Genomic DNA, 14,327 nt, shown 5'->3' on the forward strand with positions numbered 1-14,327 from the left:
AGATATCTTAAAACAATTACGAAATCAAAAAAGCCCATATACCTGAGTAATTACGCTACTTTTGATTAAAATACAAGTAAATGAATCCTCAACAAAAATTAAATCTCGTTTTTTCATTCATCATAATAGGTCTTATATCTACTGTTTTATTTATTTCTCTTTCTGGAAATAAGACAGTTAATAAACATTCAGATATTCATAACATAAAAGAATTTCAACTTATGGAGGTTAATCAGCAGAAAGACCTTTTTATTGATGGACTGATTACAGCAACAACCATTGAAGAAGTTCAAATGAAAGTCAGTGGGAAAATCGATAAAAACAATCGTTCATTATCAGTCGGCTCAAGATTCAAGAAAAACGAAATCCTTATTAAAGTAGAAAGACTAGATGCTCTTTATGATTTACTTGCTGCCCGATCAGCTTACAAAACTTTGATTCAAGAACTAATTCCTCAAATAAAAGAGAAGATCCCAAAAGAAGAAGAGAAATGGAAACTATTTGAAAGTAAAATTCAAAGAACTGTTCCTCTACCCGAATTACCAGCACTAAAATCTAAAAACGAAGAAGAGTTAGTTTATAGCCTAAATGTAATAAGCCAATATTACAAAACGAAGAAAGTAGAAAAAAGAGCTGAAGAATATTTCTATCTAGCACCATTTGACGGAACAATAATTGAAAGTAATATTGGTAAAGGATTATCAATTCAATCAGGTAAGACTGTTTTAAAATTAGCTAAAAACAATTCTTATCAGGTTATTGCGCAAGTTCACCTAAACGATTTAAAAAGAATAAAATCCAAAGATACAATTCAATTTCATTCGGTGAATAAGGAGATTATATCAGAAGGAATGTTTTCCAAAACGGGTTATGCGCTATCAGATTCATCGATTGTAGAAGTTTATCTTTCAATCTTCTCGCAAGATCCAAGTTTACTCAACCAAGTTGTACAAATAACTTATCCAGCAAAAAAAGTTGCAGTCCCTTTAAGTGCGATTAAAAATGACTCTGTGAGTTTATTTTCAAGTGAGAGAATATACAAACTATCCATTAAAACAATTCAAAAAGACAAAGACTCTGCACTTGTTGATGGACTCCCTGAACATTCTCATGTAATTATAAATCCATAAAAAAAACCACAGCACAAATGCTGCAGTTTTAGCTTGGCTTATACATAACTTAATATTCTATTGCGATAGCGGTGTAAGTATATTATGCTTTTCAATCAATTTTCTAATATTAATTAATGCATATCTCATCCTTCCTAACGCTGTATTGATACTCACATTTTCTTTCCTTGCGATATCCTTAAAAGACATTTCTTTAAAAATCCTCATGTTTAAGATATCACGCTGTGAGTCTGGCAAATGATCAATTAATTCAACCATTTGACTTACAAGCTCATTGTGGATCATTTCATCCTCAACATTATTATCTTGTAATTCAAGCATATCAAAGATGTTATAATCTTCAGATCTTGAACTTGATTCTGAAATCATTCTCACCTTATTGGTTTTACGGAAATGATCGATCATCAAGTTGTGCGCAATTCGCATGGCCCAAGGCAAAAATTTACCTTCTTCGTTATAAGCACCTTTCTTTAAGGTCTTAATTACTTTTATAAATGTTTCCTGGAAAATATCTTGAGACAAGGCTTCGTCTCGAATTTTCATAAAAATATAATTATAGATTTTATTTTTATGTCTGTTCAAAAGAACTTCGAAAGCTTTTTCTTGTCCTTCAATATATAAAGATACCAGTTGTTTATCTTCTTGTTTAGATAAGTTCATTGTTACTCAGTTTAGAGATTAACTATTAAAATGTAATTCTGTGTTTTAGAGTAAAAATGTTCCTATAAGCAACTAGTTTTAAAAAATTAATAAATTCAAATATAATCTTATTTGTGTAAATAGCAAAAATCAATCCAAGGAAAAATTTTCACTACAGCTGTTAGACGTAACTAAGTTAGGAAAGGTTGGAAAATAAATCACTTTTTTTTCACTACACCTTCTTAACTATGATTTTCATTGATTCTTAGGTTGTTTTTATTGTTCGTATAAAACAACCCAAGACATACATTTAATACAATTTAGGATAATCTTTCCAAAAAATCATTTAAAATCAAAAGGTCTTGGTTATTTTTGAAGGAAATAAAACTGAAAGAAAATATGCCAGAATTATCATTGAAAGCTATCAGCATGCCTTCTTCACCAATTAGAAAGTTGGTACCATTTGCTGAGGCAGCAAAATCACAAGGAAAACACGTTATACATCTTAACATAGGTCAACCGGATATTGAAACTCCTGTATCGGCAAGAAATGCTGTAAAAAATGCAGACATTAAAGTATTGGAATATTCTCACTCTGCAGGATTTGAATCGTACAGAATAGGATTGGCTGAATATTATTCAAAGAATGATATTCATGTAACAAAAGATGAGATCATTATCACAACAGGAGGTTCTGAAGCATTATTATTCGGAATGTCAGTATGTTTAAATCCTGGTGACGAAATAATTATTCCAGAACCATTTTATGCAAACTATAATGGTTTTGCTACAGCAGCTGGAATTAATATCATTCCCGTAACATCTACCATTGATGATGGATTTGCACTGCCTTCAATTGAAGAATTTGAGAAGAAAATCACTTCAAAAACGAAAGCGATTTTAATTTGTAACCCAGGAAATCCAACTGGATATTTATATACGCAAGAAGAACTAGAGAAGTTAAGTGAATTAGTAAAGAAGAAAGACCTTTTCTTATTTGCTGACGAAGTTTACAGAGAATTTTGTTACGATGGAGCAAAGCCTTTTTCTGTGATGAACTTAAAAGGAATGGAAGAAAACGTAATCTTAATTGATTCGGTTTCTAAAAGATATTCAATGTGTGGAGCAAGAATTGGTGCTTTAATTTCAAAGAATGACAAATTCATGAATGCCGCAATGAAATTTGCACAAGCAAGACTTTCCCCACCAACTTATGCACAAATCGCTGCAGAAGGAGCTTTGGCTACACCACAATCTTATTTTGATGAAGTAACTATCGAATATGTTGCACGTCGTGACATTATGGTAGATGGTTTAAACAAAATAAAAGGGGTGAATTGTCCAAAACCAAAAGGAGCATTTTACGCGGTTGCAGAATTCCCAGTAGAAGACACAGAGCATTTCTGTCAATGGCTATTGGAAGATTTCGAATATGAAGGAAACACCGTAATGATGGCGCCATTAAGCGGATTCTATGCTACTCCAGGGTTAGGAAAAAAAGAAGCACGTATTGCTTATGTTTTAGAGAAAAAAGAACTTCAAAAAGCACTCGTTTGTTTAGAAAAAGCTTTAGAGATCTATCCTTATACATCTTATTAATTCAAGATTTTGAGTATTCAACAAAACATAAAAGTTGCCGCAGACGCTATTGTTTTCGGTTACGACGAAACAGGTCTTTACCTTTTGTTAATCGAACGTAAGAAAGTAACCAATGGAAAAAGCTGGGCGGTTCCTGGAGGATTTATCGAAGATAAGGAAACTCCGGAAGCAGCTACTGTCCGTGAATTGAAAGAAGAAACAGGTGTTTCAGTGAAATTCATGAAGCAATTCGGAACTTATGGAGAAGTGAAAAGAGATCCTAGATTTCGAGTAATTTCTATTGCGCACTATACTCTTATGAAAAAGAATGGTGTTCAACCTAAAGGAAACGACGATGCAAAGTCAGCACAATGGGTTTCAATGAAAGAATTACCAGAATTGGCTTTCGACCACATTGAAATGGTGAAAATGGCGTTCTCTCAATTACAAAGGAGTATCTCCTCACTTTCAGTTGACTGTATAGCAGATGAACCGACTTTGGAAGATGTGAGGTTGATTTCAAAACTATTGAGTAAGACGAAGATTAGATAAAAAATTAAGCATAAAAAAATGGCAGCAATTAAATTAATTGCTGCCATTTTTTGTTTAATCTAAGCCCTATTACTTGTTGTTATCAATAATATAATCTAAAACCTTTCTCATTAAATGAATTCGGTCTTTTCCTCCTACATTGTGCTCATGCATTGGATAAGGAAAAAAGTCAACCTGAATTCCTAGGTCAACAAGTTTCTTCACCAATGACAAATTGTGTTGCATTACAACCACAGGATCAGAAGTTCCATGAATCAATAATAAATCGCCTTTTAGGTTTTCCGCTTGATTCAATAAACTTGTCTTTTCATAACCTTCTTTGTTTTCTTCTGGCGTATCCATGTAACGTTCACCATACATTGCTTCGTAATATTTCCAATCTGTTACAGGACCTCCAGCAACACCTACTTTAAAAATATTTGGAGATTTCATCATCATTGTCCCTGTCATATACCCTCCATAACTCCAACCATGAACTGCAATTCTACTGGTATCAATAAAATCAAATCCGCTCAGATAGTCAACACCATCCAATTGATCTTGGTGTTCAATTACTCCCAAATTACGGTGAATAATGTGTTCAAACTCCACTCCTCTATTTCCAGAACCACGATTATCTAATGTAAATATAACATAACCTTGATTAGCCATCCAGTGCATCCATAAACTAGCTCCATCATACCAACTGTTAGTTATCATTTGTGCGTGTGGTCCACCATAAACATATATCAAAACTGGATACTTTTTAGAAGCATCAAAGTTTTTCGGCTTAATCATACGTGTATATAAATCAACACCATCTCTAGATTTAATAGATTTGATTTCAGCTTCTGATAGTTTGTAATCAGCTAATTTATTTTCAGCTTCTAACATTCTCTTTACCTCCTTACCACTCGCTTTACGAATTACAGCAATGTTTGGAATATCATGAGCTGAATATTGGTCAAAAATATATTCACCTGTACAATTAACATCTACACTATGCGTTCCTTCCTCTTTAGTAAGTAAAACTTGTTTACCTTTTGTATTTACCTTGTACAACAGCGTATTTAATGGACTTTCTCCAGTAGCTGTGAAAAATACTTCGCCATGATGAGCCGCAACGATGTCTTTCAACATGAACTTATTCGTTGTCAATTGGGATTTCAATTCACCATCAATAGAATAATAATAAAGATTATCAAAACCATCACGTTCACTTACCCAAACAAAATCGTTACTATTTTTAGATGGGAAATGAGCTGGTTTTTCAGGTTCAACCCAAGTGTCTTTTTTCTCCTCGAAAAGTGTTTTCGCTAAAGTTCCATCAGTCTTGTATTTCTGAACCCAAATGTGTTTTTGAGAACGCGCTACTTCAGCCAATAAAATAAATTGCTCATCTGGAGTCCAACTCACATTTGTCAAATAATTTTCTGCTCCATTTTTCGCAGCAATGAAAGCTGTAGTATTATTCTTTAAAGAAAAAATCCCCAATTTCGCTTTTTCACTTGGCTGACCAGTCATTGGATATTTAATAGAATTCAACTTCCCAGGAGTTTGAGTAATATCTAGAAGTGGATAATCATGAACTTTAGATTCATCCTTTTGATAGAAAGCTAAACTATTCCCAGTTGGAGACCAGAAAATTCCTTGGGTAATTCCCATTTCACTTCTTGCAATCTCTTGACCTGACACAATGTTTTTATCCTCATTTTCTGTTACTGCAAATTGATTGTATTGCGCGACAGAAGTGTAATACAAGTTATTATCAATAGTGTAAGCAATATTATTGTATTGATGATCGAAAGTTGTTCTTTCAGCATTTTCTGGCAATTCAATTTTGGTTCCCTTCTTTGTTTTTAGGTTATAAGTAACAACAGTATTTTGAAGTTTCAAAACGATTGTGTTTTCATCCTTCCATTTTATTCCAGCGAAATAATTGAATTTTACATCAAGTGCTTCATTTACCTCACTAATTTTCAACACTTCTTTTTCTTCACCACCTACTTCACCAATCACTAATGTTTGATATTGTTTGAGGTAAGAATATTTATTAAGGTTTTCTATCCATCCAAAACCAAAAACATGATCAGGATAAAATTGCTGGTATTGCCCAGATACGGCCTCTTCTAAAGTTAAATCTTTTTGAGCGCTTGCTTGTGTGGTAAAAAACACAGAAAGCATTAAGATGATAAAAAGTTTATTCATTTTCTAACAGTTATGATTTGTAAGATTCCAAAGATAAAACAAATTAAGAAAGCGCTATTTAGAGATAACAAATAAAAGGATTAAATGAAATTAAATGCATCTAAGAGACAATGTTGGAAGCTAAATCCATTAAAATAATAACTTCAACAAAAAAGTAATAGAATTATATAATCGAGCCGGAGATATTGATTATATTTGTTCGAAATGCAAACAATTAAAACAAAGCCCAAAACATTTTTGCAAATCTTTTCAATGGGCATTTGTTATTCAAATCTTTAAGTTATATATTTGCATCCCCAAATTTTGGGATTATTGTCTTATTTTTAAAATTAACAACGTGGATACATTAAGTTACAAAACTGTCTCTATCAATAAAGAAAACGCTGAAAAGAAGTGGTTATTGGTGGACGCAGAAGGCGAAACGCTAGGGCGTATGGCAAGCAAGGTAGCGCAATTAATCCGTGGAAAGCACAAGCCGAATTTTACTCCTCACGTAGACTGTGGTGACAATGTCATCGTAATCAACGCAGAGAAAGTTACAATGTCGGGTAATAAGTGGGAGACGAAAACATACATTCGTCACACAGGTTTTCCAGGAGGACAGCGTTCATTAACTGCAGCGCAGTTATTAGAGAAGCGTCCAGAGCGCATAGTAGAAATGGCTATAAAACGCATGTTACCTAAGAACAAATTAGGTAGTAAGTTATACAAGAACCTAAAGGTTATTGTAGGAACTGAGCATGAATTTGCTGCACAAAAGCCAGAAACGATTAATCTTGAATCAATCAAATAATGAGTATGGAAATTATTAACACATTAGGAAGAAGAAAAACTTCTGTAGCTCGTGTTTACATGAAGCCTGGTAAAGGTAACGTTACTGTAAACAAACGTGATTACAAAGTATTTTTTCCAGTTGCGACTTTACAAACTAAAGTTCAACAATCTTTTGCTGTTACAGAAACTTTAGGTCAATATGACGTAACAGTGAACGTACACGGTGGAGGAATCAATGGTCAAGCAGAGGCAATTCGTCTAGGAATCGCTCGTGCATTGGTAAAAGTAAATGAAGAGCACAAGCCTTTATTGAAAGAGCATGGTTTAATGACACGTGATCCAAGAATGGTAGAGCGTAAAAAACCAGGTCAACCAAAAGCACGTAAGAAGTTTCAATTCTCGAAACGTTAGACTTACAATTACTTTATTTGGCGCTTGTTTAGTATCCAAGTGGTGGAGCACCCTTCGAAAGAACCCTCTGTCATTGATTACTAAAGGAACGTAAACACGAAACAAAAAATTAAAATGTCAAAAAAAGCAGATTTTAAAGAACTTTTAGATGCAGGTGTTCACTTCGGTCACCTCAAAAGAAAGTGGAACCCAGCAATGGCTCCATACATATTTGATGAGCAAAAGGGTATTCACGTTATTGATTTAAATAAGACAATAGCTCATTTAGAGCAAGCTTGTTTAGCTATGAAACAAATCGCAAAATCTGGAAAAAAGATTTTATTTGTTGCTACTAAGAAACAAGCAAAACAAATTGTTGCAGACAAAGTTAAAGCAATCAACATGCCTTACGTTACTGAACGTTGGACAGGTGGAATGTTAACAAACTTCGCTACAACTAGAAAGTCTGTCCGTAAGATGGCGACTATCGACAAAATGCAATCTGACGGTACATGGGATACTTTATCTAAACGTGAGAAATTATTTATTACAAGACAACGTGAGAAATTAGAAAAGAACTTTGGTTCTATCGCTGACATGACTCGTCAACCAGCTGCTATTTTCATTGTTGATGTAATGAAAGAAAACATTGCTTTGAAAGAAGCAGTTCGTTTGGGAATTACAACTTTTGCGATGATTGATACAAACTCTAATCCAAAATTAGTTGACTTTCCTATTCCAGCGAACGATGATGCATCTAAATCAGTTGCAATCATTATGGACCATGTTATCGCTGCAATCGAAGAAGGTTTAGAAGAACGCAAAACAGCTAAGTCTAAACAAGAAGAGGACAAAAAAGCAGAAGAAGCAAAGAAAAAAGAAGACAAAAAGAAAGCTGACGAAGAAAAAGCAGCCAAAAAAGAAGCTTCTAAAAAAGAAGAAACAAAAGTAGAAGAGAAATCTGAGGCTAAAACTGAGGTGAAAGCTGAGGAAAAACCAGAAGATAAATCAGAATAATAATTTTTGTAATTTAATATATTATGGCAATTACAGCTAGTCAAGTAAATGACTTAAGAAAACAGACAGGTGCAGGAATGATGGACTGCAAGAAAGCTTTAGTTGAAGCTGACGGTAACATGGAAGCAGCAGTTGACTTTTTACGTAAAAAAGGTCAAAAAGTTGCTGCTAAACGTGGAGACAACGAAGCTAAAGAAGGTCTTATATTTGCAGAGTCAAAAGGTGATGTAGGATATATGATCCAACTTAACTGCGAAACTGACTTTGTTGCTAAAAATGAAGATTTCCAAATGTTTATTAAATCAATCTTAGAGGTTGGTATTAAAAACGACGTTGCATCAGCAGATGAATTAAAAAATCTTAAATACAACGAGAAATTAACAGTTGATGAAAAGCTTATTGAGCAAATTGGTGTTATTGGAGAGAAGTTAGAGATTTCAAACTTCACAAAAGTATCTGCAACTTCAGTTGTAGCTTACAACCACCCAGGAAACCAATTGGCTGCTTTAGTTGGTCTTAGTAAATCAGGTGAAGAAAGCGAAGACGCTGGAAAACAAGTTGCAATGCAAGTTGCTGCTATGAATCCTATTTCTTTGAAAAAAGAAGGTATTGCGCAAGATGTTATCGACCGTGAACTTCAAGTTGGAAAAGATCAAGCAATTGAGGAAGGGAAACCAGCTGATTTAGCAGACAAGATCGCACAAGGAAGATTAAACAAGTTCTTTAAAGAGAACACATTGTTGAGTCAAGACTTCGTTCGTGACAACAAAATGACTGTTGAGAAATTCTTAAACTCAGTTGAACCTGGTTTAACTGTTACTGAATTTAAACGCTTTTCATTAAGCTAATCAATATTTAAAGTAAAAAAAGAGAGAACATTGTTTCTCTCTTTTTTTTGTCTTATTTTGTAGAAATTTTATAAACGTATAACGATTCTTGACCATGAAATATAAAAGAGTTCTGTTAAAATTAAGTGGTGAGTCACTTATGGGAGATAAACAATTCGGAATAGACAATGCCAGATTAACCAAGTATGCAGAGCAAATCAAAGAAATCACCGATTTAGGTGTTGAATTAGGAATCGTAATTGGGGGCGGAAATATCTTTAGAGGTGTGCAAGCCGAAGAAGGTGGAATGGACAGAACGCATGGCGATTACATGGGAATGCTAGCCACTATGATTAACGCAATGGCACTTCAATCAGCACTAGAAACTGCTGGAATTGATTCAAGACTTTTATCAGCAATAGAGATGAAAGAAATTGCAGAACCTTATGTTAGAAGACGAGCAGTTCGTCATTTAGAAAAAGGAAGAGTTGTAATTTTTGGAGCTGGAACAGGAAATCCATATTTCACAACAGATTCAGCTGCTTCATTAAGAGCAATTGAAATCAATGCTGATGTGATTATTAAAGGAACAAGAGTTGATGGTATTTACACCAAGGATCCAGAAAAAGATCCAACAGCAGAAAAGTACGATTCTATTTCGTTTGATGATGTTTATTCAAATGGATTAAACGTTATGGACATGACCGCTTTTACATTATGCAAAGAGAATGATCTGCCTATTATTGTATTCAATATCAATATAGAAGGTAATTTGAAACGCATTATAATGGGAGAACCAGTAGGTACTATTGTAGCTTAATGGATTCTTTATTAAATTTGTATATTATATTTAAAGGTTTTAAATAACTAAAAGTGATGACAGAGGAAACAAATGAGACTATAAGTGAGTTTAAATCAGCTAACAACAAGAGTTTAACTTTCTTAGATTCCGAATTACGTAAAATTAGAACAGGAAAAGCAACTCCAGACATGTTAGATACTGTAATGGTAGATTACTATGGTAGTATGACTAACATCACTAAAGTTGCCAATGTTGGTACTTTAGATGGAAGAACATTAACTGTTCAACCGTGGGAGAAAAGTATTTTGAGTGATTGCGCAAAAGCAATCATTAATGCGAATTTAGGATTAGCTCCACAAGATAATGGTGAAATGCTAATTATCAACATTCCGATGCTTACAGAGGAAAGAAGAAAGGATTTGTGTAAAGTTGCTCGATCTGAAGGAGAACATGCCAAAGTGAGTATCCGAAACAACCGTAAGGATGCAATGGACTACATCAAGGAATTAAAAAACGAAGGACTTTCTGAAGACGATGCCAAAACAGCTGAAGCAGAAATCCAAGAAGTGACGAATGCTTTTGTTAAAAAAATAGATGCACTTATCGACGCTAAAGAAATCGATGTGATGAAAATATAGTTTTAGAACAAGACCCTATAAACTGAAAGCCCTAACGATATCGTTGGGGCTTTTTTTGGTTTTGGAACGGGTTGAGGATGGGATGGGTTTGATGTTGGGACGTTGGATGTTGGGACGGGTTGGATGTTGGGACGGTTGATGTTGCGACGTTGGATGTTGGGACGGGTTTGATGTTGGGACGGTTGCAAACCGTCCGTACCAAAACCGTCCATGTCCTGCCGTCCCTATTGAATTTAATTTCCTAAAGCGTTTTAAAACATCCCAATCATTGTAATAAGTTCTATTTAAATTTTAAACAAAAACTCATCTCAATTATATATCTATGAAAACACTGTCAACTTGCTTTATAAAGCATTAGTAGTGTATACTAGATGTAGGGTTCCCATTTAAATCGTAGGAATTAAACCAACTATTATACATTCTATTTAAACCGACAATAACAGCTAAAAATCAACAATTTAAAATAAGTTTTATCGATTTTCAGGATGACAATTTAATGGGCTGTACTAATATAAAATGGATTACCCTAAAGTATTAACCAACAAAAAAGCCCTGACATAATTGTCAGGGCTTTAAATATTTTGGAATGTATGTGACTACATTTTCACGAATTTCGTATTCTCAACTTGGTTACCACTTTGTACTCTTAAGATGTAAGTACCTTGAGGTAATTCAGAAGCACTGAATCCAATTTCATTACGTCCAACATGAGCGTCTGTTTTTTGAATTCTTTTCACCAAACGTCCTGAGATATTGTAGAACTGAATGTCTAACAAATTACTCTCTTTCAAATCAACAACTAATGTTGAATTGTAACGAGCAGGATTTGGATAAAGCTCCAATTTGAATGGTTTGTCTTTTTTCACATCTTTGATTGGGTCATTTGATGACACATTCAAAACAGCGTTAGAAGACCAGATACCACGACCGAAAGTTCCTAAAAATACCTTACCTGGTACTCTGTTACCTTCAGCAAAAGTTCTCCAAGCTTGACGAACTTCATAAGATGGAACACCAGCAAAACGAGGGTCAGAAACATCTGTCCATGTAGAACCACCATTTTCTGACATTGAAGCACCTGCAAAAGTAGCTGCAAACAATATGTTACTATCATCTCTGTCGATAATCACGTCATAGAAGGCCATCCCATTTTGTGATCCTACTTGCGTCATTGTTGGCGCAGCAGAAGTTGCATTTGAAGAACGATAAACTGAACCATTAAATCCTTGAACAGCTACTACATCATCTGCATTATTTGGATTAACTCCTACTCCTGTAAAAGAACCTGAACGCATTAACACTTTAGTTGTTGCAGATGAACTTTGGTCTATACTTAATTTGTCTTTAAAATCTGCATCCGAAGTATAAACTTCACCTAAACCTTGCAGTCTATAAACTGCACTTCCAGCAGTTACATACATGTTATTTAAGTCTCTACTGAATGCAACATCTAAATTACCAGCATTTCCAATTCCATCCATCAAACGAACCCATTTTACTGTAGTTGCTGACAACCTTAAAGCATCACGTGTTCCCCAGATTTCTCCATTGTTTTTGTTCGTACTAAACACAAACCATGATTGGTATGGATCCTGAACTGTAAGTGTATCCCATGCAACTCCTAAACGAAGTGTATCTTTCCCAAAAGGTGTAACCCCTGGTCCAGATGCATTTGATCCGAAGTAAAAATTATATGGAGTTACCGCAGCAACAACAACTGTATCTGGTCCATTAGGAACAAAGACTTCTATCTTGTCGTTAACCACTGGAGGAGTACTCCCTGATGAAGAAGGTAAATGAGCATAATTATAAACACCTAAATCATAAATAATTCCTGATGTATCTTCCACTTCATATTCCACAACAGTTAAACTTGGATCGTATAACAACGTATCATCATACTGAACAATCGTTGGAGTTACGTATTCAATAGTATCACCTGAAGCTCTACTTGGAACCAAAATTGTTTCACCAACCGAATAACTTGCACGAGGGATAAAGATTACTGAATCTTCAGAATCTGTATCGTAGTACTCTCCTAAATGAAATTGTGTGTGAAAAGGGTGATCCGTAGAAGTCAGTCCACCAACAACATCATAGCCTGGCAATATCGGAGCGAAATTATTTACGGTATTTCCTCCGTCTCCACTGCGATAAAAAGCATTATAGTAAATACTTGTAATAAGTACTTTTGGGTTGAAGAAAGAAATTTCAGCTGTAAAACCGTCACCTCCTGAAACCTGTCTAAATTCTTGATAAGTTGCGTTATTAAGGTTGTTATATAAACTACCATTATCTTGAGTACCACCAATTACACCACCATTTTTATCATATGCAAAAGCATAGAACTGAGTAATGTTGTAACCACGGTTTGCTGGATAAAATGTTTGTCCTTTATCTAAAGAAACACCTATTCCACCATCATTACCAATAAATAATCTATTACTACCATCCCATTTTAATTCATGATTATCAGCATGAACATAAAGATCACTTGTTGGGCTTGTAAACCATAATGATATTTTATTCCATCCTCCAGAAGGCGGGTTATTAATTTGTTTTTTCCACTCATGTAAGTCAATACCACCCACAATTACACGATCAACATCTGTAGGGTCAAAACTTACAACACTATTGTAAGTACCTTGATTACGATAATCGATCACACCATTACTGATATCAGCTGGAGTTGCTGCAGTATGTTTATGCCATGTGTTACCATCATCTAATGAAATCCATTGTCCTTGATTGTTAGAAGAAGTAGTTGCTGCATAAATAGAGTATGTACCATTTGATTTTTTAGTTGAAATAGCATATTCAATTCTACCAAATCCAGATTGTGTGATTTTACCATTAACATTTCCTAATGCTGAAACCTTTTGAAAATCTTGTCCCCAATTTGTAGAAACCCATGTTTCTGAATTAATAGATGCTACAACAATCGCTTTACCATCTATAGAATAAGCTAAAGTTTTAGACCCGTTACCTCCATAAGAAGTAACATCTTCAACAGTACCGCCAAAAGTATATTTTTTCAAACCTGCAGAGTTAGTAAAGTATACGACAGGACTACTTTTAGTCGCTGCTACTCTATTAATTCTTGAAAAGTTTGCTGTTCCAGGAACAAGTTGCCATGTTGCTCCATCATCTGGAGAAACAAATAAACCTTGTCCGTCCCAAGCTTCGTCATTTGAACCTGTTGCAACATAAATATTTCCTCCTGCATCTTGTGCAATAGAAGAAATAAACGGTCCACCAGGGAAAGTCTCAACACGTGACCAATTATTAGCGCGATTTTCAGATTTAAATAAACCACCTGAAACACCTCCCGCCCATACAGTATTTGTATTTACATGATCTGTTAAAATAGCACGCGTACGACCACCAATATTATCTGGTCCTAATTCTAACCATTCAACACTTAAAGCCTTTGTTTGGTTAGCAACTTGGTGCTGTTTTAGAATTTGGTTTAATTTACTGCTTTCAATAGCTTCGCCTGTTTCGACGTCTATCATTGTTGTTTTGACCCACTCTCTGAATCCATTACTCCCGGCAACAGTCGCCAAAGAGCCTCTATCTTGAGAGTACCTCATACCCTCATCATTTCCTAAAATACTTGGAGTCACCATGGCTGCCGCTGCAATAGCTACAACCCCTAATCCTCCCAGAATCAATTTATTTCGCTTCATATTCATAATAATACTTTCGGTTTCACATCTATTCCAAGGCGCCAATTTAAGTAAAAAATTCAAATATTTTATAACTTTTTAACGCCTATTTATTCATTTGTAAA

The 14,327-nt window shown here is 34.6% G+C and carries 12 protein-coding genes; 9 read left to right on the forward strand and 3 right to left on the reverse strand.

The window, feature by feature from the left end; genetic code table 11:
* The first annotated feature begins 80 nt into the window (after nt 1–80).
* Nucleotides 81–1,130: an efflux RND transporter periplasmic adaptor subunit gene (locus tag ERX46_RS13375; RefSeq protein ID WP_130094374.1), complete on the forward strand. Its 1,050-nt coding sequence runs from the start codon at nt 81–83 to the stop codon at nt 1,128–1,130.
* A gap of 57 nt (nt 1,131–1,187) precedes the next feature.
* On the opposite strand, the gene ERX46_RS13380 is transcribed toward ERX46_RS13375, so the two are convergent.
* Entirely contained in the window at nt 1,188–1,790 is a 603-nt protein-coding gene (locus ERX46_RS13380; RefSeq protein WP_130094375.1) for an RNA polymerase sigma factor, read from the reverse strand.
* Nucleotides 1,791–2,168: 378 nt separating this feature from the next.
* Between ERX46_RS13380 and ERX46_RS13385 the strand changes: the two genes are divergently transcribed.
* A complete protein-coding gene (locus ERX46_RS13385; protein WP_130094376.1) occupies nt 2,169–3,368 on the forward strand; it encodes a pyridoxal phosphate-dependent aminotransferase in 1,200 nt (399 codons plus the stop codon).
* 9 nt (nt 3,369–3,377) lie between these two features.
* Complete coding sequence (locus ERX46_RS13390) at nt 3,378–3,899, forward strand: NUDIX domain-containing protein (RefSeq protein WP_165366236.1); 522 nt, start codon at nt 3,378–3,380, stop codon at nt 3,897–3,899.
* Between the two features lie 69 nt (nt 3,900–3,968).
* Here ERX46_RS13390 and ERX46_RS13395 read toward each other — a convergent pair whose 3' ends face one another.
* Nucleotides 3,969–6,086, reverse strand: a complete 2,118-nt coding sequence (locus ERX46_RS13395) for a S9 family peptidase (protein WP_130094378.1) — start codon at nt 6,084–6,086, stop codon at nt 3,969–3,971.
* 337 nt (nt 6,087–6,423) lie between these two features.
* On the opposite strand from ERX46_RS13395, the gene rplM reads away from it, so the two are divergent.
* The 6 genes from rplM (at nt 6,424) to frr (ending at nt 10,534) form a co-directional block, all read left to right on the forward strand.
* A complete protein-coding gene (rplM, locus tag ERX46_RS13400; RefSeq protein ID WP_130094379.1) occupies nt 6,424–6,879 on the forward strand; it encodes a 50S ribosomal protein L13 in 456 nt (151 codons plus the stop codon).
* A gap of 5 nt (nt 6,880–6,884) precedes the next feature.
* Nucleotides 6,885–7,271, forward strand: a complete 387-nt coding sequence (rpsI, locus tag ERX46_RS13405) for a 30S ribosomal protein S9 (RefSeq protein WP_107039281.1) — start codon at nt 6,885–6,887, stop codon at nt 7,269–7,271.
* Between the two features lie 114 nt (nt 7,272–7,385).
* Nucleotides 7,386–8,267 carry a 30S ribosomal protein S2 gene (gene rpsB / locus ERX46_RS13410; protein WP_130094380.1) on the forward strand — a complete coding sequence of 294 codons (882 nt, stop codon included), beginning with the start codon at nt 7,386–7,388 and terminating at the stop codon, nt 8,265–8,267.
* Between the two features lie 23 nt (nt 8,268–8,290).
* On the forward strand, nt 8,291–9,115 hold the full coding sequence (tsf, locus tag ERX46_RS13415; RefSeq protein WP_130094381.1) for a translation elongation factor Ts: 825 nt from the start codon (nt 8,291–8,293) through the stop codon (nt 9,113–9,115).
* 94 nt (nt 9,116–9,209) lie between these two features.
* A complete protein-coding gene (pyrH, locus tag ERX46_RS13420; protein WP_130094382.1) occupies nt 9,210–9,914 on the forward strand; it encodes a UMP kinase in 705 nt (234 codons plus the stop codon).
* Nucleotides 9,915–9,970: 56 nt separating this feature from the next.
* Complete coding sequence (gene frr, locus ERX46_RS13425) at nt 9,971–10,534, forward strand: ribosome recycling factor (RefSeq protein WP_130094383.1); 564 nt, start codon at nt 9,971–9,973, stop codon at nt 10,532–10,534.
* A gap of 596 nt (nt 10,535–11,130) precedes the next feature.
* Here the strand turns inward: frr and ERX46_RS13430 are convergent.
* Nucleotides 11,131–14,223, reverse strand: a complete 3,093-nt coding sequence (locus ERX46_RS13430) for a T9SS type A sorting domain-containing protein (protein ID WP_165366237.1) — start codon at nt 14,221–14,223, stop codon at nt 11,131–11,133.
* Between the last annotated feature and the right edge of the window lie 104 nt (nt 14,224–14,327).

The sequence above is a fragment of the Brumimicrobium glaciale genome, assembly GCF_004152935.1.
Lineage (GTDB): Bacteria > Bacteroidota > Bacteroidia > Flavobacteriales_D > Crocinitomicaceae > Brumimicrobium > Brumimicrobium glaciale.

Excerpts from the sequence above, each read along its gene's own strand:
- rpsB (WP_130094380.1), top strand. The coding sequence starts at position 7,386 with ATGTCAAAAAAAGCAGATTTTAAAGAACTTTTAGATGCAGGTGTTCAC.
- ERX46_RS13375 (WP_130094374.1), top strand. The coding sequence starts at position 81 with ATGAATCCTCAACAAAAATTAAATCTCGTTTTTTCATTCATCATAATA.
- ERX46_RS13380 (WP_130094375.1), bottom strand. The coding sequence starts at position 1,790 with ATGAACTTATCTAAACAAGAAGATAAACAACTGGTATCTTTATATATT.
- pyrH (WP_130094382.1), top strand. The coding sequence starts at position 9,210 with ATGAAATATAAAAGAGTTCTGTTAAAATTAAGTGGTGAGTCACTTATG.
- frr (WP_130094383.1), top strand. The coding sequence starts at position 9,971 with ATGACAGAGGAAACAAATGAGACTATAAGTGAGTTTAAATCAGCTAAC.
- ERX46_RS13430 (WP_165366237.1), bottom strand. The coding sequence starts at position 14,223 with ATGAAGCGAAATAAATTGATTCTGGGAGGATTAGGGGTTGTAGCTATT.
- ERX46_RS13395 (WP_130094378.1), bottom strand. The coding sequence starts at position 6,086 with ATGAATAAACTTTTTATCATCTTAATGCTTTCTGTGTTTTTTACCACA.
- rpsI (WP_107039281.1), top strand. The coding sequence starts at position 6,885 with ATGGAAATTATTAACACATTAGGAAGAAGAAAAACTTCTGTAGCTCGT.
- ERX46_RS13385 (WP_130094376.1), top strand. The coding sequence starts at position 2,169 with ATGCCAGAATTATCATTGAAAGCTATCAGCATGCCTTCTTCACCAATT.
- tsf (WP_130094381.1), top strand. The coding sequence starts at position 8,291 with ATGGCAATTACAGCTAGTCAAGTAAATGACTTAAGAAAACAGACAGGT.